This window comes from Maridesulfovibrio salinus (genome assembly GCF_055394525.1).
The window spans coordinates 660,559-684,714 of record NZ_AP042461.1; the positions used below are offsets into that span (position 1 = coordinate 660,559).

The following is a 24,156-nucleotide window of genomic DNA, read 5'->3' on the forward strand; positions in this document are numbered from 1 at the left end:
TTGAAAAGTGGATATTTTTTAGACAGCATCAATGCCGGATTAAATCCGCATTTCCCTGGAATGCTGTGTTTTTTTGTTTATAAATTAAAAATCCCGCCTGCAATGCTGCTGGCGGGATGTGAACTACTGAGGGTCAAAAAGACTGATTCTGCGGAGGTGGCGGTCACCTTCGAATTCGGATGTCATGAATGTGCGGATAATGTCCTCAGCCAAACCGGGACCGGTCACGCGTTCACCCAGACAGAGGATGTTGGCATTGTTATGGGCGCGGGACATTTTAGCCATGTACTCGTTTGTACAAATGGCAGCGCGGATGCCTTTATGTTTGTTGGCTGCCATGGACATTCCGAGTCCAGTGCCGCAAACAAGGATACCGATGACATTTTCTTCGGTAACCATTTTTGCCACTTTTTCAGCGTATACGGGATAGTCGCAGCTAACAGCTTCTTCAGGACCGGCATCCACGACCTCATATCCCATATCAGTGAGAACTTTGATCGCGAATTTTTTGAGAGTAAAACCACCGTGGTCCGAACCGATTACTACTTTACCGGCCATCTCGTTTTCTCCTTAGCCGGGTGCTCAAACGCCAACAGGCACAACAATAAACATGCTCTGTGGAAAGGTTTTCCGCAGAGCCTTGGTTCAACTGCTGTGCTCCGGTGTCTGAGGTCAACACCCTGTACTTTTAGGTTTTGTTAATGGTCTGTTCAGGATTAAAGTGGTGGTGGGGGGAGGATTCGAACCTCCGAAGGCGTTGCCGACAGATTTACAGTCTGTTCCCTTTGGCCACTCGGGAACCCCACCACTATATTATGCAATATCCTGATCAGATATCCATTTTACGTTCATTGTCACGGTACTTGACGTCCCGCTTAGCAGCCTGCTCCTTTTTGAGCTTGCTGATTTCGTCTTTGAAGAAGTCTATCTGCTTACTGCAGAGTTCCGCATCTCCTTTTGCATCACCTCCGGTGATCTTTCCGAGAAGTGCGTATTCCTTTTCAAGACGTTTTTCAAGCTGACGAACTTCGAAGTTCCCCATAAGCTTGGAGAAGACTCCTCTCATTTCTTGCAGCCATACGTCAAGACCTATTTTGAAAATATCGACAATTCCTTTTTTTTCCTGGCTCATCTCCTGCCCGCTCATAACACCCTCCCTTATAAGGCTTCTTTTTCAATTAACTGCAGGTAGCCATCCCGGTCCAGTGCAATGGTCTCAGTCCCTTCTGGCAACTCCAGAGTAAGGGAGTCGGCAGGCCACTTTTCAGCGGCGTATTCGCGGGACTTGATTCGGAGGACGGCTTTGTCACCGTTTTCGGTGAACACGGTTATCTTTCCGGGAAGAGGTTTTCCCTTACTGTTATTTTCGAATGAGGCTAGTTCCATGGTCCATGGAATTTCACCGCGTCCGGTCATATTGACGGGTATCCCCTGTCCGTTCAGCGTTACTGAGCTGACAGGACCGCTGTTAAATATATATTGCATGTTTCCGTTTTCATTAACGGAAATAGCGGAATCATAATTCGCCGGAATGAGTGATTGATAGCAGCCGGAGATGAGTCCGGCAAGGTCTTTAAGGCAAAAAGGAAAGGGCAGTCCAAGCTGCTGTACACCGCGTGTGGCCGAGGAATGCGTGTAAGCTGTTCTCTGGTCCGGATAAAATGCCGTCAGTCCTGTCTCATCTTCACGGATGTGGGCAATGTAAGCTCCGATTCCTGCACGCACGTCCAGGCGCAGGGGGGTGTCTAAGTCTCCCCAGAGGGTCATGGTTGTTCTGTGCCCTCTGTTTTGGGATGTATAGTAGAGACTGGCTTTTGCTCTGATGCCAGTTTCGTTGCATTGTGAATATCTGGCGTGAAAAGAGGAGTAAAGTTTGGCCGGACCTTTTTCAGGCAACTGCCTTGCAGCACAGCCGCAGATCAGGAGTGTTGAGAAGAGCAGTAGTAAAAAACGGACGTTCAGAATCATAATTCATCCAGTTTCTTCTGTATTTCAGCTCTGTTTTCAGGTTTGAACTGCAGGGCCTTCCTGTATCCTTTTTCTGCTTCTTTTTTCTTGCCGAGAGCTTTGGCAATATCGCCGTAGTGGGTCCAGAGTTCGGGCTGGCCGGGTTTTAACGATACAGCCCGCTGGATATGCTTCCATGCTTCTTGGAAATTGCCCATGCGGTAATAGACCCAGGCAAGGGAATCAATGATATAACCGTTGTCCGGCTCAAGTTTGTTGGCTCTTGAAATAAGCACCAGAGCGCGGTCAAGCTGTTCGCCCTTATCGGCCAGGAGGTACCCTATAAAATTCAGGGCATCCGCATGGTCCGGGTGACGGGAAATAATCTGTTCCATGTATTGCAGGGTCTTTTCAGTATTTCCTTTGCGTTCCTCGCTGACTCCCAGTTGAAAGAGTATCTGCGGGTCATTCGGAGAATTCCTGTTTCCGCGCTGCAGGGCTTCGTCCGCCTGTTGCAACTCTCCCGCTTCTGAATGCAGTGCGGCTTCAAGCAGGTAGAAGTTTGCAGCTTCGGGAAATTTGTTCTGGCCTTCACGGATAACTTCAATAGCTTCAACCTTACGTTCAAGATCGAGAAGCAGATGGGCTTTGAATTGCAGGCTGCGGTCAAAGTGATCGCTCTCGGGACTGATCTTGTTCAGATACTCAAGAGCCTTTGCCGGATCGTCTTCTCCTTCATAGGCGATAGATGCCTTGAAGAAGTAATAAGCATCCGGGACAGGTTTCTGCTGAGCGAAGATGTCAAGAATGGTTGAAGCCTGTCCGAAAAATTTAGCGCTCAGAAAAGCCTGAGCCGCTTCAAGCAGAAAGCTGTTGTTTCTAGGGCCTTCCAGAACGAGCTTAAGGGCCTGCTCGGGATTGTTCAGCTTCAGGGAAAGTTCCAGCAGACGAACCCTTATGTGGTCCGAGGTATTGGGAAAATCGAGCATTTTGTAATAAATGCGTTCCGCTTCCGCGTAATCCTTTTCCTGTTCATGCAGGTAAGCAAGTTCTCCCCAGGCTTCAAGAAAGTCTGGTTTGGATTCAACTGCCATGCCGAAACTGTTTATGGCCTGTTTTCTCAAACCGAGTCCGGCACTGGCTTTGCCGTGCAGATAGTGAATCTGAGCGCTGCGTTCAGATTTGGGAATAACTTTCAGTATATCCAGAGCCTGTGCGAACTTTCTCTGTTCAAGATAAATCCTCGCCAGATGGGTGTTTACTATGAGGTCGCCCGGTTTTTTCAGAAGATATTCCTTGAGGACCGCTTCTGCGTCTTTATTGCGGTTGTCGACCAGATAGGTGTTGGCGAGGCTGATGGTAAGGTCCCTGTTGTAGGGATATTTCCTTAAGGCTTCTTTGAGGGTGAACCTCGCTTCATCAAGCCGCTGAGAGGTCCAGTATATGGCAAATTTATCAATGTAGAGCTGGACGGAAGGTTCGGCTGTAATGATTTTGTCCAGAGCTTCAAGAGCTTTTTTCTGGAGCTTGGCGGCTTCATTGATCTCCATTGGGCTGCGGACTCCTCGGCTGAGAAGCTGCCCCAGCCGGGATCTGTAGTCCATGTAGACCAGATAGTCGTATGTTAGCTGTGCTTCCTGACTGAGAGGGAGTTGAACTTCAGGTGTTCTGGCGTTTTTGGCCGCACATCCTCCGGTCATAAGTGAACACAGCAGGACAAAAGTGCAGCCCAGCTTTAAGGAAGCTCTGGAAGTACCGCGTTTTTGGATCATATAGTCCTTTCCGGCTTGTCGTCGGGTTGGTATTTGGGATCTTTGGCGAGTTCGGTCAGTTTTTCATATATAGCGGACCCGATGCTTATTCCCTGAGCTATCATTTCCGGACCGTACTGTCTTCCTGTCTCTGTTCTGAAGGTGGATTCGATGGATTTGATGATTTCTAGTCCCTTGGGGAATTTTTCAGTGATTTCATCTATGGTCCAGTCTTCATAGTCGCAGATTTCCCAGAGGGTGGTGGAAAAGTTGTCCGGCCCCCAGCGGAATTTATCAGCGTCATAGAGCGCTCCACTCAAAAGTTCCAATTCGGGATCGTTCTCTATCGGCTGTTCGGGTTTGAAAGCTTCATGCCGTGCGATAGCTTCGGCAATGAGATCCTTGCTGCGTTCAGATAGGGGATAGTTTTTGAGAATCACCCTTGAAGTCTCGGCTCCACGCAGGGCATGTTCGGTATCAAGGCGGCAACTGTCATGCAGTAGTCCGCAGAACTGCGCCAGAAGCACAAGTTCACGAATCCGGTCAGGATCCATCTCCTCGCCTTCTTTGAGAATAATTGCCCCGGCTTCTATTGCCACCTTTTTGGAATGGTAAACACCGTGGGCGTATTCATCATAAAGGAAAGGCAGCACATCTTCCTGCAGCCTGATGACCAGTGGATGGTCGAAAAACATGTCCCGGGCAAATTCGATCTGGGTATCCAGGTCACGGTAAAATACCGGGACCGGCATGGCCGAGGCCATTGCCTTGGCTTCCTTCTTAAGTTCAATAAGCAGTTTGTTCATCTTCAGGTATCCAGTCAGGAGAAAAATCTTTTATTTTACCAGCCAGACGCTCTTTAAGCTTGCCTAGAAGCCTTGCTTCGATCTGGCGCACCCTTTCTCTGGTAACACCGAATTCCTCACCGATGTCCCGCAGGGTTCTAGGGGAGTCGGAAAGGAGACGGTCGTTCAAAATCACCTGTTCCTTTTCGTTGAGATCGGGAACAATTGTTCTGAGCTGCTCCAGCAGTAATGTGGAAATCTCTTTGTTGGCAAGAGTTTCTTCCACTCCAGGTCCAAGGTCGGGCAGAAAATCCATGCGTGTGGCTTCGGAATCTTCCCCGAACTTCAGGTTCAGGGAGAGGTCATTCTTGGCCAGCCGCTGGTCCATCTCAGTAATTTCATCTTCACTGACATTAAGGTTCTCGGAAAGTTTCTGCGTGGTCGGATCAAAGCCCAGTGCCTGCAGCCTTTGCCTTTCCTTGTTGAGATTATAAAAAAGCTTGCGCTGGGTCTGGGTGGTGCCGATTTTGACCATGCGCCAGTTGTCCATAATGTATTTAAGGATATAGGCTTTCACCCAGAAAGCGGCATAATAGGAAAATTTGATTCCCTTGTCAGGGTCAAACTTGTTCACGGCCTTCATCAGGCCAACGTTGCCTTCCTGAATCAGGTCCAGCACATTCTGCATCCAGCGTCGTTGAAAATCCATGGCGATTTTAACAACCAGCCGCAAGTGTGAGGATACGAGTCGGAAGGCAGCTTCCTGATCGCCGTTTTCCTGCACGCGCTTGGCCAGTTGAAATTCTTCGTCGGGTTCCAGCAGGGGAAATCTGCTGATTTCCTGCAGGTAGAGATGCAGCGGATCTCTGGTTGCAACTTCTCCACGAGCTTTGGGCGTGGGCAGAAAGTCCGGTTTGGGAACCTCTACTTTGTCCTCTTTTTCAACGATTTCCAGTTCTATGGGGTCGTCTTTTGATGTCATTGGCCGGGGTAGTTATCCTGTTCGGCTGAAATTAATTGAATATTATATGGAAAACTTGAGATCATATCTGTAAACTCCAAGGGTATAGTTTTTATTTGTCCTTTTCAATGTTTTTAAGTAGAAGCGTTTCAACGCACCAGACCCTCCTTTTCGACCGCTTTGCAGTTTTATGCAGCTTCGTGATAAGCCTCGACTTTCCTTTTTCAGAAAGACTTTTCCCTTACAGGTGGCTCAAGGACCTAGTCGCTTCGACCACCACAGGCGTAATCACAACAGCAAGCTGTAAGGCAATTCAGGCTCAAGCCTGCTTGAACTCGCTTTTGCCGGGATTGGTGCGGAACATTATTTCATAGAGAATAACTGGATCGGATCAGCTTTTTGGCTGGTATTTTCATTCATAAAATTTTCGGAGCAGCAGACCATGCCTGATTTTCGCAAAGCCCTGGGTGACGGACGAGTATATTTTTTTGATGGAGGATACGGTACTTTTCTACAGAGCAGAGGTCTGCCTGCGGGAATGTCGCCGGAAATTTTCGGGCTTGAAAGTCCTGAAGTAATCAAATCTGTCCATCAGGATTATGTCGATGCCGGCGCGAATGTTCTTACCACGAATACCTTCGGGGGAAGCCGGCCCAAACTTGGTGCTGATGTGGACGTGGTAGGTCTTAACCGTGAAATGGCGATGATAGCCCGCAGTGTTGCCGGAGACCGTGTCTTCGTCGGCGGCAGTGTCGGTCCTACCGGACATTTTGTGCGTCCGCTCGGTGAAATGACTCTCAAGGAAATGGTGGAAATATACAAGGAGCAGATTCAGGGGCTTGTTGAGGGGGGCGTTGATCTGATCCTCGGTGAAACCCATTTTGACCTTGCCGAAGCCCGTGCGGTGGTTATTGCCGCCCGTGAGGTGTGCGACCTGCCTGTTGCGATCTCCATGACTTTTGAATCCCCCAATGCCTGTCTCACCGGTTCTTCTCCGCTCACTTTCATTGATACCATGCAGAACATGGGTGTAGAGCTCATGGGGACCAACTGCAGTGCGGGACCTGAACAAATCTATGAAGTCCTGAAAAACATGCAGCCCCGCCTTTCTTCTCCTCTCTTGGTGGAGGCTAATGCCGGACTGCCTGAACTTGATGAAAACCGGAATACTGTTTTCCGTCTTCAGCCTGAACCTTTTGCCGAGCAGTCAGCCCGCTTTGTTGAAGTCGGAGCTAAGTTCATAGGCGGCTGCTGCGGAACCGGTCCGGATCATATCAGAGCTCTTCGCAATGCTGTCGGTGATGCGGGATGGCAGCGCCCTGTTCCTTCTGATGACTGTCAGATGGTTCTGACTTCCCGTTCCCGTTCTGTAGCTATCGGTTTTGAGCAGCGCGGTGCAATCATCGGAGAGCGCATCAATCCTACCGGCAAAAAAGTGCTCATTGAAGAGTTGCAGAAGGGCCAGTTTACTGAAGCAATGAAATTTGCCGAGGAACAACTTTCTGCCGGAGCTCCCATTCTTGATGTCAACGTGGGGGCGCCCATGGTGGACGAGGTGGAAATTCTTCCGGCTCTGACCAGAGAAATTTTCGCTCAGCATCCTGCCCCGCTGAGCATAGACTCCACCAACCCTGACGCTGTTGAAGCAGCTCTCTGGGAGTATCCCGGTTCTCCGTTGGTCAACTCCATCAGCGGTGAGCCCGGAAGAATGGAGCGTCTGGGACCGCTTTGCAAAAAGTTCGGAGCTCCTTTCATCCTGCTTCCCATTGTCGGAAGCAAACTTCCGTTCACCTGTGAAGAAAAAGTTCAGGTTGTTTCCGAACTGCTCAGGCAGGCTGATGAAATTGGAATTCCGCGCAGACTTATAATGGTTGACGCGTTGGCGCTGACTGTTTCTTCCAAACCGACTGCGGCCCGTCACTGTCTTGATTTTATTCGCCATTGCAGGGAAGAGTGGAATCTGCCCACCGTACTGGGGCTTTCAAATGTATCTTTCGGCCTGCCAGCCCGTGAGCTTCTCAACTCCACTTTCCTGACTCTCTGTCAGGGACAGGGGCTTTGCGCGTTTATCGCAAACCCGAACTCTGCGCGTCTGCAGGAATCTCTTCATTCCGCCGAAGTTCTGCTCGCCCGTGACCCACAGGCCGAGCAGTATATTGAGAATTATGCCGACTGGACTCCTTCCGGGGATGGCGGGAGCGCTTCCGGGGCAGGCGGCGGCAGTAAGAAGGAAAAGTCAGGAGCTGAAAACCTTTTTGATGCGGTCGTCAAAGGTGACCGGGGAAGTATCGTCGGTCTTATTGAGCGCGATCTTGAAGGTGGACGTGATCCTTTTGCTCTGGTCAATGAAGACCTCATACCCGCGATTATGGATGTCGGTGAAAAGTACGAGCGCAAGGAATACTTCCTGCCCCAGCTTTTACAGTCTGCGGAAACTCTCCAGAAGGGTTTTGTAAAACTCAAACCTCTCCTTGAGGCTGCTGGTGGAGAAGACGAAAAAGATACTATCATAATGGCCACTGTAGAAGGTGACATTCACGATATCGGTAAAAATATTGTCTGCCTGATGCTCAAGAACCACGGGTATAATGTCGTTGATCTTGGCAAGGATGTTCCGGCTGAAGATATCGTTAACGCCGCTGTGGAGCATGGCGCAAAGATCATAGGCCTTTCAGCCCTGATGACCACGACCATGGTGCGGATGGAAGATACCATCAAGCTCATTAAGGAGCGTGGGCTGGATGTGAAGGTAATGATCGGAGGAGCTGTTATCACCGGAGGATTCTGTGACTCCATCGGTGCGGACGGCTGGTCCACGGATGCGGTGGCAGCGGTCAAGGTAGCTAAAGATCTTCTGCAGTAGTTTAATAGATGAATACGTGCCGCCGCAGTAATTCTCTGCGGCGGTGTTCTTTTTGTGTTTTTGAATTATTTAAGGGAATCTGGTAATGCATTAGCTTATGCATCGGGTCTATTTTTCAACATTGGGGTAAATATGAGTAAAAGTTTCAAATTCAGTGTGTTTCTGACGTTGTTTCTGGTGCTGGCTGCAGGATGCAATAAGGCGGAGACTGCCGAAGGTGTCGAGACGATCAATGCTCAGGGTGTTCAGGATATTGTCAGCGGCAACAAAGGCAAGGTTGTACTCATCAATTTCTGGGCCACATGGTGTCCTCCCTGCCGTGCTGAGATTCCCGAACTCATCGAATTGCGCAAGAAATTCAGTGATGATGAACTGGTGATGATCGGAGTTTCTGTTGATGCCGATAGTGACGCCGTGGATAAATTTGTGCTCAAGGGCGCAGATTTCAACTATCCCATTTATTTTGCCGACCAGGATGTGGGAAGCTACTTCAGGATTCAGTCCATACCCAGAACCCTTATGTACGATACTCAGGGAAAACGGGTTTTCGATAAGGAAGGCAGCTATCCCGGAGCTATGTTTGAAAATTATATCAAGAAATTGTTGAAGGACCGGTAAATTTAGATGATCAGAATAAGAAAAGCGGTGATGAAGGATGCCAAGGAAATTCACCTCATCATCAAGGACAGAACCAAAGATGCCATGGTTCTTCCCCGGCCCCTCAATTCAGTTTATGGCCATTTACGTGATTTTTTTGTTGCCGAGTCGGACGACGGTAAAATTATCGGCTGCTGTGCCCTTGCCATCAGCTGGGATAATCTGGCAGAAGTCCGTTCTCTGGTTGTGGTTCCAGAAGCCCGGGGTGAAAAATTAGGTGTTCGGCTTGTGGAATCATGTATTCAGGAAGCCCGCGATCTGGGGATCGGAGAGGTTTTTGCGCTGACCAACATTGAGGATTTCTTCTCAAAACTCGGTTTTGTGGAAACGGATAAGAATGTGCTGCCCCAGAAAATATGGGCGGACTGCATCAATTGTCCTCTGTTTCCTGATTGTGATGAAATCCCGATGACTTTGAAACTTTAACCGTTAAAATATGAAGGAAAACTGTCATGGCCCACAGCCTTAAAGAAGTTTTTTCCAAAGAGATAATCGCTGAAAGAATTGAAGAGCTGGGTAAGGAAATATCCGAGACCTACAAACAGGAGCCTCTTATCTGTGTCTGTGTGCTCAAAGGGGCTTATCTGTTTTTCGCGGATATTACCCGTGCTCTTAGCTCTGATCCTGAAATTGATTTTGTCAGGCTCTCCAGCTACGGCAGTGGAACAAGCAGGACCGGAAATATGAATTTTTCCAAGGATCTGGAAGTTTCCATTGCCGACAAGCATGTTCTTATAATAGAAGATATTGTCGATACCGGACATTCGGTGGAGTTTCTCAAGCATGTTTTTGAAAAGCGTCGCCCGCTTTCCGTAAAGACCTGTTCCCTTATCGATAAAAGAGAACGCCGTGAGATTGATCTTGAAGTAGAATTTCCCGGTTTTGTGGTTGATAGTGGCTTTCTGGTAGGTTACGGAATGGACTATGCTGAGAAATACAGGTATTTAAGTGCAGTGTATGAACTGGAAAATGTCTAGTTCAAACTGTTGATTTAGAATTATAATCTGATTTTTTAGTCAGTTAAACCTATTGAATGGCAGGTAGAGCGGTCCATGATTATTACGTGTTCAAACTGTGAGACCAAGTTCAATTTACCCGAGAGTAAGATTCCCGCCGGCGGAGCAAAAGTTAAATGCTCCAAGTGCGGTAATATTTTTAAGGTGACCCCTCCCGCTCCGGAGCCTGAAGATGAAGTAGCGTCTATTCTTCAGGATGAGCATACTCACGAGGAACAGGCCCCACCTGCACCGAAACCAAAGCCTAAGCCTGCTCCCGTTCCAGAGCCAGAGCCAGAGCCAGAGCCGGAACCAGAGCCAGAGCCAGAGCCAGAGCCGGAACCAGAGCCAGAGCCGGAACCGGAAAGCGCGTCTGATGACTCGGACCTTGATGAGGACATTTTCGGTGAAGCCGCTGACGAACTCGGAGGTGAGCTTGAAGATGATCTTTTTGGTGACATAGGCGCTGATACTGCCGACAGTGAAGTCGATGAATTCGAAGATGACCTTTTCGGTTCTGACGATAATTCTAACGATGCTGAAATCGGTGCGGATCTTTTTGATGACGATGATTCCGTGGAAGAACCCGCAGGCGAGGAGAGTTTCGATATAGATGACGAACTCTTCGGTGCGGATGATGATCCCGAAGCCGGATCAGACGAAGGCATTTCTTCTGAGGAGAGTGCCGATCCTTTTGATGATGACGACCTTTTCGGTGATGAAGAAGAAAGCGAGGACTTTTCGGAGGATGAGCTTTTCGGAGATGATGAAGAGGTTGTAGAGGATGACTCCGGCATTGACGGATTCGAAGATGATGAAGATGTCGATGAAGAGGACTTCTCGGAAGATGACGGACTGGCTCTCGATGATGGAGAGATAGACGGCTTTGACGAAGATGATGTTGTAGGTTTTGACCTTGATGACGACCTTGATTCTTTGCCCACTTCTGAAAAGAAGAAAAAAGGCAAAGGGTTGATTCTCACTCTGGTGCTGCTTCTCCTTTTCGGGGGCGGAGCAGGAGCGGCCTGGTATTTCAAGGTCTGGGAGTCCCTTCCATTTTCAATTCCCTTCATTTCATCAGATGATGCCGGAACCAGTGATCAGGAAGAACCTCCGTCCAAGCGTTTCAGCAAGTTCTCATTCAAGGATCTGCGCCAGTTTTATGTGAACAACGATAAGGCCGGACAGCTATTTATTATTGAGGGCAAGGTTGTGAACAACTTCAATACTCCCAAGGAGTTGATTGAAGTTGAGGCACAGCTTTTTGATGATAAAGGCCAGGTGCTTGATTCCAGGCGTCTGATGTGCGGAAATACTCTTTCGCTGTTTCAGCTTGAAGTACAGTCCAAAGAGGAAATTGAAGCCGGACTGGCCTCTAAGGTCGGGATCCTTTCAAATAACACCCTCTTGAAGCCGGGCATGGATACTCCTTTTATGGTGGTCTTTTTCAAACCTTCCCCGGCTGTTAAAGAGTATGTGATCAACGTGGTGGATGCCAAGAATCCTCCAGAGAAATAAGGCCGGTTTTTACTGGCTAGTTCTGTCAGCTATTTTATGGAAAGCCGGGCGATTTGCTCGGCTTTTCTCATTAAAACAGGAGATTTGAGTGAAGACCAAAGACGTGTTTGTTTGTTCCAGTTGCGGTGCGCAGGCCCTTAAATGGCAGGGGCAGTGCCCCCGCTGCGGGGAGTGGAATACACTGCAGGAAAAGGTTGTGGTCCGTAAGAAAGGCGGACTGGTTCACTCTCCGTCTTCTTCTCAGGCGGTTCTTCTTGCTGATATTCCAGTGGAGCAGACGGAAGCCCGTTCTACCGGTTTCAGGGCTCTTGATAATGTTCTCGGCAAGGGATTTGTTCCCGGCGGAGCGGTTCTGCTGGGAGGTGAACCGGGGATCGGCAAATCAACCCTTCTGCTCCAGCTTGCTGCGGAACAGGCCCGTATGGGGAATCAGTCTGTTTATTTTTCCGGTGAAGAGTCCCTGGCGCAGATCAGGGGGCGGGCCGACCGTCTTGGCCTGTTGCACTCCGGACTGCTTGCAGTCGCCTCAACAAATGCTGAAGAGGCTTTGGCACTCTTAGAAGCACCGGAGAAACCGGACCTGATAATTATTGATTCGGTTCAGACTCTTACTTCACCGCGTGCTGAAGGAATTCCCGGAAGTGTCAGTCAGGTTCGGGCTGTTTCGTCTGATCTGGTTGAAGCTGCCAAGAAAACAAGCACAACCTTGATAATAGTGGGCCATGTGACCAAGGACGGACAGATTGCCGGTCCTAAATTACTGGAGCACATGGTTGATACGGTTCTTTACCTTGAAGGTGACCGTAAGCACATGATGCGGATTATGCGGGTACTTAAGAACAGGTTCGGCCCAAGTGATGAGCTGGTGGTTTTTTCCATGCGTGAATCAGGGATGGAGATCGTGGAAGACCCCTCGACTCTTTTTCTGGGTGACCGGGATGATTCCTGTTCGGGTGCTTCCGTAGTCATGGCTATGGACGGGCATAAGCCTTTTGCGGTTGAAGTGCAGGCATTGGCCAGCCGTACGGTGCTATCCATACCACGCCGCACCGCGCTAGGGTTTGATACCAACCGATTAAATTTGATTCTGGCGGTACTGGAAAAAAGGCTTAATTTGAACTTGGGTCAACTTGATATTTATGCCAAGATCGGCGGCGGTCTGGCCATGCGTGATCCCGGGCTTGACCTGGGTGTTGTAGCTGCGGTGCTTTCCTCATTCTATGACCTCCCGCTCCAGCCGGGAGCTGTTTTCTGGGGGGAGGTGGACCTGAACGGGCGCATTCGTCCCGCTTCCGGAGGAGAAACCCGTTTGAAGCAGGCTAAAAGGCTGGGTTATGGACCTATCTATCAGTCCGAGACCTGCCGTACTCTTGATGAGTTGCAGGCGAAACTGTTCGGCCCGGAGTAACTTGGCGCAAAGGCAATTGGAACCGCGGAACATTATTGCCGGGCAGGTTCTGAGTATTTGATTCGCAGTTAAAAATTGCGCCTGAGGGCGGAGGCTGTTGAAATTTCTGGAGGGGCCTTGAGCGGGAGAACAACGTTTAAGTCGCTCTCATTAGTCCCGGAAAGCCCTGATTGGGCATTGGAGATATCCATGAAAAAAGTATTTCTTGTTGCAGGGGCACGGCCCAACCTGATGAAGGTGGCACCCATTTTCCGTGCTGCACGCGATATTGATTCCATCCAGTGTGAAATGGTTTACACAGGTCAGCACTATGACCGGCAGATGTCACAGGTCTTTTTTGAAGATCTCGATATTCCCAAACCGAGATTCAACATGGGCAAATCAACAGGAACCCATGCCGAGCAGACCGGGGCGATCATGATCGCTTTTGAGAAAATGTGCATGGAAGAGAAGCCGGATCTTGTCGTCGTTGTAGGGGATGTTAACTCTACACTGGCCTGTTCGGTGACCGCCCGCAAGCTTCATATTCCTGTCGCCCATGTGGAAGCGGGCCTTAGAAGCGGTGATATGGACATGCCTGAGGAAATAAACCGAATGGTTACAGATTCCATCAGCAATCTGTTTTTCACGACGGAAGACCACGGACGGGAAAATCTGCTGCGTGAAGGCAAGGCCGAGGATACTATCTTTCATGTAGGCAATGTGATGATTGACAACCTTTTTCACAATGTGAAGCGGCTCGGTCCTGAGGTTGTTGAGAAATATGAATGTCGCAAGTTAAAGGAAGACGTTGGAAGGTACGGGTTTATGACCCTGCATCGGCCCTCAAATGTGGATAAAAAGGATGTCCTTGAGGGGATAGTCAGCGCGCTTAATAAAATAGCCGAAGACCTGCCTCTGCTGTTCCCTATTCATCCACGCACCGAGAAAATGATGAAACAGTTCGGCATTTCATTTTCCGAAAAAGTGCACACATTTCCGCCGCTTTCATTCCGCGAGTCTCTTTACCTCTGGAAAGATGCACAGGTGGTTATTACCGACAGCGGCGGATTACAGGAAGAGACCACAGCTCTAGGAGTTCCCTGTGTGACGGTCCGGGAGAATACAGAACGTCCGGTTACCATTGAAAAGGGAACAAACGTACTGGCCGGGATTTGCGGGACAGATATTTTGCGTGAAACTGCATCGGCCCTTCACAGGACTGGTGACCCAGCACCTCAAATTGATGGCTGGGACGGCCATGCTTCTGAACGTATCTGGAAAGTAATTGTGGATTTCTTTCAGTAGAGCAAAATAATTACTGCGATCTGTTGCTGCGGGGGCGGAATAAATAGAGGCTTAAAAGCATGAGTGGGATTCCCATGAATCCATAGATTCTGTCTGTTCCTTCCATGTAAGCCATAACCCTTATTCCGCTGCCCCAAAGAAATACGGCAAAGGAAGTCATAGCCAGAATTGTCCACCGTCCTGCACGGTTGGATGGAAAGTAATTTTTCTGGAGTCTGGGCAGAGCTTTGCAGAACAGGGTCCAGAGAGGCCAGCTCAAAAGGCTTCCCCCGATGATAAACAGCCACCATGGTGACAGGCCGGTTCCCCTGTTGAAAAGGCCTGTGTCCCCGTGGCCGTAAAATGGCCGCATGTAGTGTACGCGACCAGCTCCATGGATTTGCGACCAGAAATCAGTATACTAGCTGGAATCTCCATCCGGGTAGTTGCCGTTCTTTGCTGCATAGGTATTTTAAACCGCAGGCAACGACAATTCCATGCATAATGAGAGGGCTGACTCCGGTTGCGTCAGCCTTTATCCATGCCCGGAAGAAAACAGAAGCTCATAGTCAACTCCTTCATCCCATCCGGTCATGGTCACCGGATTGCCCCATACGATTCCAAATGGTGAATGCCCGGTTCCAAGCAGCCAGGCCACAGTGCTGTGGGTGAATTCATGCATCAGGATTACCAGTGACTGAAGAACCAGAAAGGTCAGCACTGTTTTGATGAAATATCCAGATGAGTCGGTGATGTTGTTATAATTCATCATGATGCCGCCTATGCTTTCGGGACTGCCCTTTAAAGATTTATGAGCCTTAGCAGCATACCCTCTGCTTTGAGTTTTCACCAAGCATAAACCTTGAAAGTATCGTTTACAGGTTAAAAGATTCATTGCAGACAGAATTTTCCAAGTCCGTGAGTATATTTTCTGCGCTTTGAATGATAAATAATTAGAAAAGTTTTGGATACTTGTGCTATAAGTTTATTACATCAAATGCGGGGTGAATAAATGTCTGCTTTAATAAAACGATTCATGTTCCTACTTCTCCTGTTCTGGGCAATACCAGCACAGGCTTCCAATCTTTTTCCTCTTGAACCACCGAATACTTCCAGTCCCAGAGATACACTCAGCAGTTTTATTTATTATACTGACGAACTATATGCTGCCGGTGTCGATCTGGAAGATAATATGGTTCTGGCCAAGGAATTTCTTCAGCGGGCCGAGCGCTGTTTTGATCTCAGTCAGGTTCCACCTACACTTCAGAGCAGTGTCAGGCTTGAATCCGTATTACGTCTTAGGGAAATTCTGGATCGCATGGAGCTTCCCCCTTTTGAAGAGATTCCTGACCTGAATGAAGTAAAAGCGAATAATTTAGTCAAATGGCGCATACCCCACACAGAGATAGTCATCGGCAGGGTTGAGAAAGGCCCGCGCATGGGGGCTTTTCTTTTTACTCCTGAAACAGTGGAGCGTCTTGAAGGTTTTTATAATGAGGTCAGGCATATAGGCTACCGCCCGGAGAAGGGGGATAATTATACGGGGTTTTATGAGCAGTATATTTATTCTTCCGGCTGGATGATACCGGATGGCTTTTTAAAAAGGCTTCCAGACTGGATGCTCGAAGGATATTACGGGCAGTCAGTGTGGCAGTGGCTGGGGCTTGTAATTGTATTTATTGTCTGTTCCATAATGCTTTGGGGTGTCGTTGTTCTACAGCGAAGATACAATCAGGTCAGAAAGACTAAACTCAGGTTGAGCAGATTGTTCTTTCCGGTAATAGGCATGCTGACTTGTGTGTTCATAAAGTATATTGCAGTTGAACAGATTAATATCACTGGTGATGTCCTTGCATATTTGACGGTTCTACTGGGGCTGCTTTTCTCTGTATCAGCTGGTATGGGTATAATTGTCTCTGGAGATATCGTCATGCGGGGTATTATCGCTTCGTCCAAGATCAAGGAAGAGGCGCTGGATGCCGATGTTATCAAACTCGTCTGCCGCCTCATAACATTCGGACTTGTTTTCGCCCTATTCTACAGGGTCGGAGCCTATTTCGGTGTACCTGTTACCGCCATATTCGCTTCAGCCGGTATTGCCGGTGTGGCTGTAGCTCTCGCCGCTCGCGAGACTTTGGCCAACTTTTTCGGCGGAGTCTCAATCTTTCTGGACAGACCTTTCAGGGCCGGAGACTATGTTGTGCTGAGCAGCGGTGAAAGAGGCGAGGTTAAAGCGGTCGGGATGCGCAGTACAAGGTTGCAGACCCGTGATGATGTAATGATCACCATACCCAACTCGGTCATAACCAATGGCAAAGTCGTAAACCAGAGTATGCCGTATCCCTCTTTCAGGATACGGGTCAAAATTGGTGTGGCCTACGGTACGGATATTGAGAAGGTCGAGCGGATTCTTGTGCAGATAGCTGAAGAGAATCCTCTGGCCGTTTCTGATCCCGAGCCAAGGGTAAGGTTCCGCTCATTCGGTGATTCCGCCCTTGATTTTGAGCTTCTATGCTGGGCCCAGCGTCCCCATGATCGGGGCAGGCTCATCCATCAGTTAAACAGTTCTATATACAGGCGCTTTAATGAGGAAGGTATCAGTATTCCATTTCCGCAGCGAGATGTTCATATCTTTCGGGAGGGGGAATAGTGGCTGGAGAAGAGCAAAAGCATCTCAAACGGTTTCGAGGTGAAGTTTCAAGAAAGGACCGCGAGAATAAGCATGGTCACAGGTCGGCTGTTTTCTGGTTTACCGGTCTTTCTGGAGCAGGAAAATCGACCATTGCCCATGGTGTTGAGAAAAAGCTTTTTGATGCGGGTAAGCGTGTCTATGTTTTTGATGGAGACAATGTGCGTCACGGGCTTTGCAGCGATCTCAGTTTCTCCTCTGCAGCCCGTGCAGAAAATATCAGACGAATTGCCGAGGTTGCCAATCTTTTTGTCGATAATGGTACAATATGTATGTGCGCGTTTATTTCCCCGCTCAAAGAGTATCGTGACTTGGCCCGGGCTGTAATTGATGATGGAGATTTTTACGAGGTTTACATAACCTGCCCTCTTTCACTTTGTGAATCCCGGGATGTGAAGGGCTACTATAAATTAGCCCGGGAAGGTAAGATAAAAAACTATACGGGAATATCAGCTCCTTACGAAGCGCCGGAAAGTCCTGATCTGATAGTTGATACGGATGGGGAAACACTGCAGGAGTCTGTGGATAAAGTAATGCAGTTTGTTTTGGAAAAGGTGAGGCTGCAGGATCAGGCGGGTAGATGAAGAAAAACGCCCCTGCAGCGATACAGGAGCGTTTTTATGAAATCAGTATCTGAGAACAGTTCCGGACCAGCTCAGCCCGATTCCAAACCCGAAAAGCATGATTTTGTAGCCGCGCTTGATTCGTCCTTTCTGCTCAGCACGCTTCAGGGCAATCGGAATTGTTGAAGAGGTTGTGTTTCCGACTTCATGCAGGTCTATTAGAAGTTTTTCTTCAGGTATTTTGAGTTTTCTACCAAGGGTTTCCAGTACCTTGCGGCTGGCCTGATGGAAAACGAACATGTCGATATCCTCCATCTCGTTTCCGGATTGGCGGGCAAGTTTTTCAATCTCTGCCGGAATTGTCTTTACCGTGAATTGAAAAACGCTGTATCCGTCCATCTGAAAGTCCGGGGCGGCAATGGAGGCATCACGGCCATTTGATGTAACTGGGCTGATTCCTGAATTCTCACAGAGAATTGATCTGCAGCGGCTGCCATCGGTTCCCATCAGAAATACGGGAGCAGTTTCCGGTTTTTCCAGCAGGGTTGCAGCAGCACCATCTGAGAATATGATGTAGGATGTCTTATTCTCAGGATCTATTATTTTGGAATAATTATCTACTGTTACCAGCAGTACTCTTTCTGATATTCCAGCAGCCATGTAACCGTAAGCTATCGATAATCCGTAACAGTATCCACTGCAGCCCAGGCTGATATCGAAGCATTTTGTGGACTGGGGAAGCCCCAGTTCGTGCTGAAGGCAGGCTGAGACATGGGGAAGAAGTTGATCTGGAGTCTGAGTGCAGACAATCAATGTGTCTGGAATGTTATCAGGTAGACACTCGTCCATGATTTTCGATGCAGCTTTATAGGCCAATTGAAGGGTCGACTCCTCTTTGGCAGCATGGTGCAGGTAGCGGACCCCGGTTTTAGGCAGTGAGTTCTGTACATGCCAGTGAGGTTTGGTTTTATCAAGCTCATGACAGTCTACAGTCGCTTCCGGAAGATGAAATTTTATATTTTTTATGAAATTGTTCATTGGTCGTGAAGTATCTTGCAGGCAAAAATGCCGGTTCAAAAGGGGGTTGCAGTAATAAATTACTGAGAATGAGGTCGGGAAAAGCTATGAAGAGCTCAGTGGATGAGGTCCTGTCCAACCCTGAAAAAAACTCTAATAGCTGTATTTAAGGGTTGGAGCAAGTACGTAGAAATAAAATTATATACCTTCTTCAGTGTATGAATAATCCCCTGCCCGGGAAGCGGACAGGGGTAGATGAAAGGGGCCTGTAGTTATCTATTTGTTTTCGTTTATTGCCTTGATTGCTTCTGGGAGAAAGATCCCCAGAGTGTCATGCAGTCCGGCCATAAGTTTTCCTGCGTTATCACCGGTATTGATCAGGTCTTTTTCCTGTTTTGATGTGTAGTTCATGGCGTAAAGCAGTTTGTTCTGCCGGGTGACCATGCCGTCAAGCTGCACTTTGTATTTCATGTCCAACTGTCCGGGGCGGTTGATATAGACCTTATTGGCAACGCCGGTAATGATGAAAAGGTCTCCGGCATCATCCATTGTTTTAAAATACTCAACGTCGAATCCTTGAGACTTCAGCTGCTCATAAACAGCTTTTCCCATCCATGTTCCAATGTCGGTTGATGGGATGTATCTGAAAAGATTGCTTTGTCCAACATCTTTTATTGGGGATGTTTCAGTGAATTTAACCACAGCTATTTTTGAGGAGCATGGAGGAATATCCATTTTGATAGGAGTATATTCCAGCTCCAGAATCGTGTCTCTAAGGTTGTCATCAGCCGTGCTTAGTCCGGGAAGGACCGTAATGAAGGTCATAAGCAGAAAAAGGCACAGGACATTTTTTTTCATGATTTCTCCCATTGTTTGACAGAATAAGAAGATAAAAGATTTACGCTTAATAAAGTTAATGGATTTGTGCTCTTATTGTCAAAGATGTTTTAGAAATATATATTCCTGCCATTTGAGAATGATGGATTTTGATATTGTTGTTCTGTTAATCCTTCGCTAACGTCTTGACCGGAGGCAGGTGGTAGTTTACTTGCTGTATCAGTTTCCGCTCCCGTGCGGACATTATTTTAATGTATAATCATCAGAGATCATGGATTCAAAATCAGCTTCTGTTTCCTTTTCCCGAAGGTTCCCCGATATCCTTCCGGTTTTTTTCCTTATTCTTTTTACAGCCTTAGTCCGGATTGCTTCCCTTGAATATATTGAGATAGGGGGAGATTCTCTTGATGTCTGGGAGAATATGGTCAACTTTCTCAGTTCCGGGCATTATCTTGAATGGAACCACCATACAATGCGCTGGGCAATCAATGTGCCTCTTTTGGCTGTGCTTAAAATTTTCGGTGCCACACCCCATACTTATTATATCCAGCCGGTTCTTTTTTCTATTGCGGCTTCTGTGCTCATGTACTTTGTGGCCTCGGAAGTCATGGATAGAAACTTTGCGGTCCTTTCTGCAGTTCTGCTTACCCTTTATCCTAAAATGACCACAATGGGCAGTCAGCTCTGGCCGGGTGTTTATGAAATGACCTGGCTGCTCGGCTGTGTTCTGTGCCTGCTTGTCTGGCGCAGAAATGAAAGCTGGTGGCTGTTGGCATTGGCGGGAATACTGGCCGGGTGTGTCTGGGGCTCCAGAGTGACAGGTATTTATTACGGACCGGGAATACTGGCACTCATTCTCATAGGGAAGCGCAGGTTGAATCCTGTTCTTGTTTTCTCTTTATTCTTTTTTCTAATTGTAGGTCTTGAATGGACCTATTTTTATCTGGATACCGGAAATATTCTTGGCAGGATCGGTGTGATGACTCAGACTCACGTTACCCGCGAAGAGTTACTTGTCAGCTTCCCTCAGTATCTCATGAATTTCACCAATCTGATCAAATTCAGGGGGCTTCTCCCGGTTTTGATCGCCGGATTGTTGATTGGAATCTGGGTTGTCCGGCGAGGAAAAAGTAATGAAAAATGCATTGCTATTCTGTTTCTTGGTGGGCTTTTCTTTAATGTGTACATGATATCCAGTCTTGCTCCGCTAAAGATAGCGGCCCCGGTGGGCAGCAGGTATCTTACTGCCGGAGTTCCCTATATGCTGCTTACGATTCTGATCGGTCTGGAGCATTGGGCCGGAAGGGCTCCTAAAGCAGCGTTGTATGTGAAGTGGATCCTGATCATCGCTTTTGCGGCTTTTACCCTTAAAAATGTTCCGGAGCAGAATACCCTTCTCAGGCTTAAAAGTGATATGAAGAGTGCCGCTCTCGTCAGCGAACAGAATCTGCCTGTACTTATGCGCTACAATGCGTGGGTTCCCAATGTGATTGAGGATGTTGCCATGAGGTTGGCAGGATATGAGCGTACAGAACGCCTTAAAATCAATGAAGACGTGAAAATGCGCAAAAATGCCCGCAGGATGAGAATCATGCTTTTCGGAGAATTAGGTGGTCAAAACCTTAAGCCCCAGACCATAGACGGTTATTACTATTTTTTCCGTGGAAATTCTGCGATTCTTGCCAAAGCATCAAAAGTTGCTGTTTCGGATTTCAGCCGTAAAGGGCACAAGCTTTTGATTTTTTCTTCCGATTCCCTGCCCGATAAAATTATCAGAGGTGTAAATTAATGAAAACGGCTGTGCTGATTCCCTGCCTTAATGAAGAAGGCGCAATTTCGAGAGTTGTCAGTGATTTTTCCAGACGTCTGCCGGGTGCTGAAATTTATGTATATGACAACGGTTCAAGCGACCGTACCGTGGAAGTGGCGAAGGCCGCCGGAGCAATAGTTTCAACTGAACCCAGACGGGGAAAAGGCAATGTCGTCAGACGGATGTTTGCCGACATTGAGGCCGACGTTTATGTCCTTGTTGACGGAGATGATACCTACGATTCCTCGGCTGCACCGGGAATGGTTGAAAAACTGCTCACTGAGAATCTTGATATGGTTGTGGGGATCAGGGATCATGAGAATGATGATGAAGCTTACCGTGCAGGGCATCAGGCCGGAAATGCTGTATTCAATAAATTTCTCGGCATGGTTTTCGAAAGAACATTTACAGATATATTTTCTGGATACAGGGTATTTTCCAGACGTTTTGTTAAAACTTTTCCATGTCTAAGCCAGGGCTTTGAAATTGAAATGGAGATGAGTATCCATTCCATCACAGCGCGTCTGCCTGTTGCCGAAATGGTTACGACTTACGGTAAAAGACCGGAAGGCAGCCACAGCAAGCTGAACACATATCGGGATGGTCTCAGAATACTGCTGACCATGGTTCATCTTTTCAGGCATATTTCGCCGTTTAAGTTTTATGCGGGAATTGCGGCAGTTCTGGCGTTGATTTCATTGGCTCTGGGAATTCCCGTTGTCACGGAGTGGCTGCAGACCGGGCTGGTTCCCAAGCTTCCAACAGCTGTACTCTCAGCTTCCGTGGGTATCATTTCCTGTATTTCTTTTGCTATAGGCATAATTCTTAATAGCGTTAGCAGAGGACACATGGAAATGCGCAGGTTGGAATATCTACACTTTTCTTCTCCCGGTATGTGTGCCTCCGAATGCTGTGAAGAGCGCAAGGATTGATGATTTTGAAAGTTAGCAGCCGTTTTTTGCGTTTTTGCTGTATCGGGGGGATCGGCTTTGTAATAGATTCCAGCCTGACCTACGGCCTTGTTCTGATGGGCATGGATTCTTTCGCCGCAAGGATTCCGGCCATCATTGCCGCATTGACAGTCTGTTATCATCTACACCATGGCTTTACTTTCCGTAAGCAGGGCTCTGCCCCATGGAGCGGATGGTATAAATTTGCCATAACAAACGGAGTTGGGAGTCTAATCAACTATACCGCCTATGCGGCTGTGCTGCTCTGGTCTGAAGTGCCCCTGATTATTCCTCTTGTTGCCGGTTCTGCTGCAGCTATGGTTGCCAATTATATAATGTCTGTGTGCTATGTGTTCCGCTGACCTTAAGGGCAGGTTGTTTCGACAATAAGCATGTTCTGGACTTTCGCTGCCGGGTATGCTTAGCTGCTCTGCTTCAATGCCTGCTTGATGCAAACATAGGTAAGAAATTTCTGCTTGATTAAATAGTGAGCTTTTAAAGTAGTGAAAGATATAAGCGCGATTAACCCCAGACGGATACTGGTCTGCCAGCTCAGGCAGATCGGAGACGTCGTTCTTTCCACCCCTTCGGTGGCTCTTTTGCATAAAAGGTTTCCGGAGGCTGAAATACACATTCTCACTGAGGAGAAGTGTGCGCAGGTGTTTGACAATCACCCTGCGGTCAGTCATGTCTGGCAGATTGTTAAGGATGATTTGCGTAATCCTATTAATGCGCTATGTTTTTATCGCAGGGTCGGACGGGCCGGATATGATCTTGTTGTTGATTTTCAGCAGCTTCCCCGTTGCCGTTGGGTTATGATGTTCTGCAACGCTCCAGTCAAGCTTACATTCATGCCACCCTGGTATAACAGGTTTCTTTATACGAACTGGCCGGATAGCATTCCTGACGGATATGCCGGAGGGTATAAAGCCGGGGTGCTTAAACCGCTCGGTATTGAATGGAATGGCGAGGGGCCCGAAATTTATGTCAGTGATGATGAAAGAATACAGGCCCGCGAGTGTCTGGAGTCTTTGGGAGTGAGAGAGGAGGACCCTCTAATTACAGTTGATCCTTCACACCGGAGATATACCCGGAGGTGGCCGGCATCTCACTATGGTAAGCTGTTGGTATTGATTTCTGAAAAGAGACCGTCCCATAAGTTCTTTATTCTCTACGGTCCCGGCGAAAAGGATGTTGCTCTTGAAGTTAAGGAAATTTCCGGGCTGGGCGATAAATGCGTAATGCTTGAAAAGCCCGGTTCGCTCAGGCTGATGGCCGCTCTTATTGAGAAGGCCGAGCTTCATATCGGTAACTGCTCCGCGCCCCGGCATTTTGCCGCAGGTGTCGGAACTGCAACCGTAACAATGCCGGGATCTTCCAGCAGCGCCTGGACATTGCCTTCACCTGATCATGTGGAGGTCGTTCCTGACCTTCCCTGCCAGCCTTGCGGAAGTGAGAGTTGTGATAGAGGTGATCTGGCATGTCTGGAGACTCTATTGCCTGAAGATGTTCTGGATAGGGTTCTGGAGAAAGTGTAGTATGCTTGGTTCAGTGTATCAATGGAGATTACGCAGCTAATATGGTTTATGATTATTTCGTAAACCGAATCTTGAAAGGGATTTGGTGTCAGCTGAAGTGGGGCTTGTTGAGCTTAACCGATCCCATCTTTTATCTGTTTTTATCCTTTGGATTTTTAGGTCTCTATGTCCCAAGTCCTGACATAAAGCTGTCTTTGGGATGGCTGTTTTTCAAAGCATTTATTGAAGAGTTTTTTTTCAGATTTCTTTTGCAGGAAGGTATCGACCGTCTGCTTAAGTACAGGTGGAGGCTCGGGCCGCTGAGTCTGGCGAATGTTATGGCTTCGCTGACTTTCGCCTGTATGCATCTGATTCATCAGCCGGCTCATTGGGCTCTGCTCACCTCTGTCCCGTCTTTAGCTTTCGGCTATATCTGGCAAAGGTATCGAAGTGTAGTCCCCGGGACCTTAATCCACTTCGCGTATAACGCCTGTTTATTTTATCAGTTCATGTAGTCTGGGCCATGGTCATGGCGTGCTTGACTGATTGGGGCAAGTATAGGATGAATAGATTGTTTAGATAGCCTGTTTTTCGATTTTAATTCCCCACATCTAATTTTTGG

24 protein-coding genes and 1 tRNA gene are annotated in these 24,156 nt (G+C 48.0%); 14 read left to right on the top strand and 11 right to left on the bottom strand.

Annotation, left to right across the window (positions count from 1 at the left end):
- Positions 1-123 precede the first annotated feature (123 nt).
- The 7 genes from rpiB to ACZ5PW_RS03005 all read right to left on the bottom strand — a co-directional run bounded on the left by rpiB (position 124) and on the right by ACZ5PW_RS03005 (position 5,465).
- Positions 124-558 carry a ribose 5-phosphate isomerase B gene (rpiB, locus tag ACZ5PW_RS02975; protein WP_464557906.1) on the bottom strand — a complete coding sequence of 145 codons (435 nt, stop codon included), beginning with the start codon at positions 556-558 and terminating at the stop codon, positions 124-126.
- 164 nt (positions 559-722) lie between these two features.
- Positions 723-807: transfer RNA gene (locus ACZ5PW_RS02980), tRNA-Tyr, on the bottom strand.
- Between the two features lie 22 nt (positions 808-829).
- Complete coding sequence (locus ACZ5PW_RS02985) at positions 830-1,147, bottom strand: hypothetical protein (protein ID WP_464557908.1); 318 nt, start codon at positions 1,145-1,147, stop codon at positions 830-832.
- A gap of 11 nt (positions 1,148-1,158) precedes the next feature.
- The gene (locus tag ACZ5PW_RS02990) at positions 1,159-1,968 is read right to left on the bottom strand and encodes a hypothetical protein (RefSeq protein ID WP_464557910.1); all 810 of its coding nucleotides are present in this window, start codon (positions 1,966-1,968) and stop codon (positions 1,159-1,161) included.
- The gene (locus ACZ5PW_RS02995) at positions 1,965-3,719 is read right to left on the bottom strand and encodes a tetratricopeptide repeat protein (protein ID WP_464557912.1); all 1,755 of its coding nucleotides are present in this window, start codon (positions 3,717-3,719) and stop codon (positions 1,965-1,967) included. The genes ACZ5PW_RS02990 and ACZ5PW_RS02995 overlap by 4 nt, the downstream gene beginning before the upstream one ends.
- Positions 3,716-4,504: an HD domain-containing protein gene (locus ACZ5PW_RS03000; protein WP_464557914.1), complete on the bottom strand. Its 789-nt coding sequence runs from the start codon at positions 4,502-4,504 to the stop codon at positions 3,716-3,718. The genes ACZ5PW_RS02995 and ACZ5PW_RS03000 overlap by 4 nt, the downstream gene beginning before the upstream one ends.
- Positions 4,485-5,465 carry a sigma-70 family RNA polymerase sigma factor gene (locus ACZ5PW_RS03005; RefSeq protein ID WP_464557916.1) on the bottom strand — a complete coding sequence of 327 codons (981 nt, stop codon included), beginning with the start codon at positions 5,463-5,465 and terminating at the stop codon, positions 4,485-4,487. Before ACZ5PW_RS03005 ends, ACZ5PW_RS03000 begins: the two co-directional genes overlap by 20 nt.
- A gap of 421 nt (positions 5,466-5,886) precedes the next feature.
- Here ACZ5PW_RS03005 and ACZ5PW_RS03010 point away from each other — a divergent pair, with 421 nt between their 5' ends.
- The 7 genes from ACZ5PW_RS03010 to wecB all read left to right on the top strand — a co-directional run bounded on the left by ACZ5PW_RS03010 (position 5,887) and on the right by wecB (position 14,172).
- Positions 5,887-8,307 (top strand): homocysteine S-methyltransferase family protein, encoded by a 2,421-nt coding sequence (locus tag ACZ5PW_RS03010; protein WP_464557919.1) that lies wholly within the window; start codon positions 5,887-5,889, stop codon positions 8,305-8,307.
- Positions 8,308-8,439: 132 nt separating this feature from the next.
- Positions 8,440-8,925, top strand: a complete 486-nt coding sequence (locus ACZ5PW_RS03015) for a TlpA family protein disulfide reductase (protein WP_464557921.1) — start codon at positions 8,440-8,442, stop codon at positions 8,923-8,925.
- 6 nt (positions 8,926-8,931) lie between these two features.
- Complete coding sequence (locus ACZ5PW_RS03020) at positions 8,932-9,390, top strand: N-acetyltransferase (protein WP_464557923.1); 459 nt, start codon at positions 8,932-8,934, stop codon at positions 9,388-9,390.
- A gap of 26 nt (positions 9,391-9,416) precedes the next feature.
- On the top strand, positions 9,417-9,941 hold the full coding sequence (gene hpt / locus ACZ5PW_RS03025; RefSeq protein WP_464557925.1) for a hypoxanthine phosphoribosyltransferase: 525 nt from the start codon (positions 9,417-9,419) through the stop codon (positions 9,939-9,941).
- Between the two features lie 75 nt (positions 9,942-10,016).
- On the top strand, positions 10,017-11,477 hold the full coding sequence (locus ACZ5PW_RS03030; RefSeq protein ID WP_464557927.1) for a DUF3426 domain-containing protein: 1,461 nt from the start codon (positions 10,017-10,019) through the stop codon (positions 11,475-11,477).
- Between the two features lie 88 nt (positions 11,478-11,565).
- Positions 11,566-12,885, top strand: a complete 1,320-nt coding sequence (gene radA, locus ACZ5PW_RS03035) for a DNA repair protein RadA (protein ID WP_464557929.1) — start codon at positions 11,566-11,568, stop codon at positions 12,883-12,885.
- Between the two features lie 189 nt (positions 12,886-13,074).
- A complete protein-coding gene (wecB, locus tag ACZ5PW_RS03040; RefSeq protein WP_464557931.1) occupies positions 13,075-14,172 on the top strand; it encodes a non-hydrolyzing UDP-N-acetylglucosamine 2-epimerase in 1,098 nt (365 codons plus the stop codon).
- Between the two features lie 10 nt (positions 14,173-14,182).
- On the opposite strand, the gene ACZ5PW_RS03045 is transcribed toward wecB, so the two are convergent.
- The gene (locus tag ACZ5PW_RS03045; RefSeq protein ID WP_464557933.1) at positions 14,183-14,524 is read right to left on the bottom strand and encodes a hypothetical protein; all 342 of its coding nucleotides are present in this window, start codon (positions 14,522-14,524) and stop codon (positions 14,183-14,185) included.
- Between the two features lie 162 nt (positions 14,525-14,686).
- The gene (locus ACZ5PW_RS03050) at positions 14,687-14,923 is read right to left on the bottom strand and encodes a hypothetical protein (protein WP_464557935.1); all 237 of its coding nucleotides are present in this window, start codon (positions 14,921-14,923) and stop codon (positions 14,687-14,689) included.
- 240 nt (positions 14,924-15,163) lie between these two features.
- Between ACZ5PW_RS03050 and ACZ5PW_RS03055 the strand changes: the two genes are divergently transcribed.
- Entirely contained in the window at positions 15,164-16,801 is a 1,638-nt protein-coding gene (locus ACZ5PW_RS03055) for a mechanosensitive ion channel family protein (protein ID WP_464557936.1), read from the top strand.
- A complete protein-coding gene (gene cysC / locus ACZ5PW_RS03060) occupies positions 16,801-17,424 on the top strand; it encodes an adenylyl-sulfate kinase (RefSeq protein WP_464557937.1) in 624 nt (207 codons plus the stop codon). The genes ACZ5PW_RS03055 and cysC overlap by 1 nt, the downstream gene beginning before the upstream one ends.
- Before the next feature lie 42 nt (positions 17,425-17,466).
- On the opposite strand, the gene ACZ5PW_RS03065 is transcribed toward cysC, so the two are convergent.
- Positions 17,467-18,441 (bottom strand): 3-oxoacyl-ACP synthase III family protein, encoded by a 975-nt coding sequence (locus ACZ5PW_RS03065; RefSeq protein ID WP_464557938.1) that lies wholly within the window; start codon positions 18,439-18,441, stop codon positions 17,467-17,469.
- A 255-nt stretch (positions 18,442-18,696) separates the two neighbouring features.
- Positions 18,697-19,278 (bottom strand): hypothetical protein, encoded by a 582-nt coding sequence (locus ACZ5PW_RS03070; RefSeq protein ID WP_464557939.1) that lies wholly within the window; start codon positions 19,276-19,278, stop codon positions 18,697-18,699.
- A 250-nt stretch (positions 19,279-19,528) separates the two neighbouring features.
- Here ACZ5PW_RS03070 and ACZ5PW_RS03075 point away from each other — a divergent pair, with 250 nt between their 5' ends.
- The 5 genes from ACZ5PW_RS03075 to mrtJ all read left to right on the top strand — a co-directional run bounded on the left by ACZ5PW_RS03075 (position 19,529) and on the right by mrtJ (position 24,049).
- Positions 19,529-21,046 carry an ArnT family glycosyltransferase gene (locus ACZ5PW_RS03075; RefSeq protein ID WP_464557940.1) on the top strand — a complete coding sequence of 506 codons (1,518 nt, stop codon included), beginning with the start codon at positions 19,529-19,531 and terminating at the stop codon, positions 21,044-21,046.
- A complete protein-coding gene (locus ACZ5PW_RS03080) occupies positions 21,046-21,999 on the top strand; it encodes a glycosyltransferase family 2 protein (RefSeq protein WP_464557941.1) in 954 nt (317 codons plus the stop codon). Before ACZ5PW_RS03075 ends, ACZ5PW_RS03080 begins: the two co-directional genes overlap by 1 nt.
- 5 nt (positions 22,000-22,004) lie before the next feature.
- Entirely contained in the window at positions 22,005-22,379 is a 375-nt protein-coding gene (locus ACZ5PW_RS03085) for a GtrA family protein (protein WP_464557942.1), read from the top strand.
- Positions 22,380-22,520: 141 nt separating this feature from the next.
- A complete protein-coding gene (locus ACZ5PW_RS03090) occupies positions 22,521-23,555 on the top strand; it encodes a glycosyltransferase family 9 protein (RefSeq protein WP_464557943.1) in 1,035 nt (344 codons plus the stop codon).
- Between the two features lie 41 nt (positions 23,556-23,596).
- Positions 23,597-24,049, top strand: a complete 453-nt coding sequence (mrtJ, locus tag ACZ5PW_RS03095) for a JDVT-CTERM system glutamic-type intramembrane protease MrtJ (RefSeq protein WP_464557944.1) — start codon at positions 23,597-23,599, stop codon at positions 24,047-24,049.
- Positions 24,050-24,156 lie beyond the last annotated feature (107 nt).

Bases quoted from the DNA above. Each gene is read 5' to 3' on its own strand.
- ACZ5PW_RS03030 (WP_464557927.1), top strand. From the start codon at position 10,017: ATGATTATTACGTGTTCAAACTGTGAGACCAAGTTCAATTTACCCGAG.
- rpiB (WP_464557906.1), bottom strand. From the start codon at position 558: ATGGCCGGTAAAGTAGTAATCGGTTCGGACCACGGTGGTTTTACTCTC.
- ACZ5PW_RS03045 (WP_464557933.1), bottom strand. From the start codon at position 14,524: ATGCGGCCATTTTACGGCCACGGGGACACAGGCCTTTTCAACAGGGGA.
- ACZ5PW_RS03080 (WP_464557941.1), top strand. From the start codon at position 21,046: ATGAAAACGGCTGTGCTGATTCCCTGCCTTAATGAAGAAGGCGCAATT.
- ACZ5PW_RS03000 (WP_464557914.1), bottom strand. From the start codon at position 4,504: ATGAACAAACTGCTTATTGAACTTAAGAAGGAAGCCAAGGCAATGGCC.
- ACZ5PW_RS03020 (WP_464557923.1), top strand. From the start codon at position 8,932: ATGATCAGAATAAGAAAAGCGGTGATGAAGGATGCCAAGGAAATTCAC.
- ACZ5PW_RS03010 (WP_464557919.1), top strand. From the start codon at position 5,887: ATGCCTGATTTTCGCAAAGCCCTGGGTGACGGACGAGTATATTTTTTT.
- mrtJ (WP_464557944.1), top strand. From the start codon at position 23,597: ATGGTTTATGATTATTTCGTAAACCGAATCTTGAAAGGGATTTGGTGT.
- ACZ5PW_RS03070 (WP_464557939.1), bottom strand. From the start codon at position 19,278: ATGAAAAAAAATGTCCTGTGCCTTTTTCTGCTTATGACCTTCATTACG.
- hpt (WP_464557925.1), top strand. From the start codon at position 9,417: ATGGCCCACAGCCTTAAAGAAGTTTTTTCCAAAGAGATAATCGCTGAA.
- ACZ5PW_RS02990 (WP_464557910.1), bottom strand. From the start codon at position 1,968: ATGATTCTGAACGTCCGTTTTTTACTACTGCTCTTCTCAACACTCCTG.
- ACZ5PW_RS03055 (WP_464557936.1), top strand. From the start codon at position 15,164: ATGTCTGCTTTAATAAAACGATTCATGTTCCTACTTCTCCTGTTCTGG.
- ACZ5PW_RS03065 (WP_464557938.1), bottom strand. From the start codon at position 18,441: ATGAACAATTTCATAAAAAATATAAAATTTCATCTTCCGGAAGCGACT.
- ACZ5PW_RS03050 (WP_464557935.1), bottom strand. From the start codon at position 14,923: ATGATGAATTATAACAACATCACCGACTCATCTGGATATTTCATCAAA.
- ACZ5PW_RS03015 (WP_464557921.1), top strand. From the start codon at position 8,440: ATGAGTAAAAGTTTCAAATTCAGTGTGTTTCTGACGTTGTTTCTGGTG.
- wecB (WP_464557931.1), top strand. From the start codon at position 13,075: ATGAAAAAAGTATTTCTTGTTGCAGGGGCACGGCCCAACCTGATGAAG.
- ACZ5PW_RS02985 (WP_464557908.1), bottom strand. From the start codon at position 1,147: ATGAGCGGGCAGGAGATGAGCCAGGAAAAAAAAGGAATTGTCGATATT.
- ACZ5PW_RS03075 (WP_464557940.1), top strand. From the start codon at position 19,529: ATGGATTCAAAATCAGCTTCTGTTTCCTTTTCCCGAAGGTTCCCCGAT.
- ACZ5PW_RS02995 (WP_464557912.1), bottom strand. From the start codon at position 3,719: ATGATCCAAAAACGCGGTACTTCCAGAGCTTCCTTAAAGCTGGGCTGC.
- ACZ5PW_RS03005 (WP_464557916.1), bottom strand. From the start codon at position 5,465: ATGACATCAAAAGACGACCCCATAGAACTGGAAATCGTTGAAAAAGAG.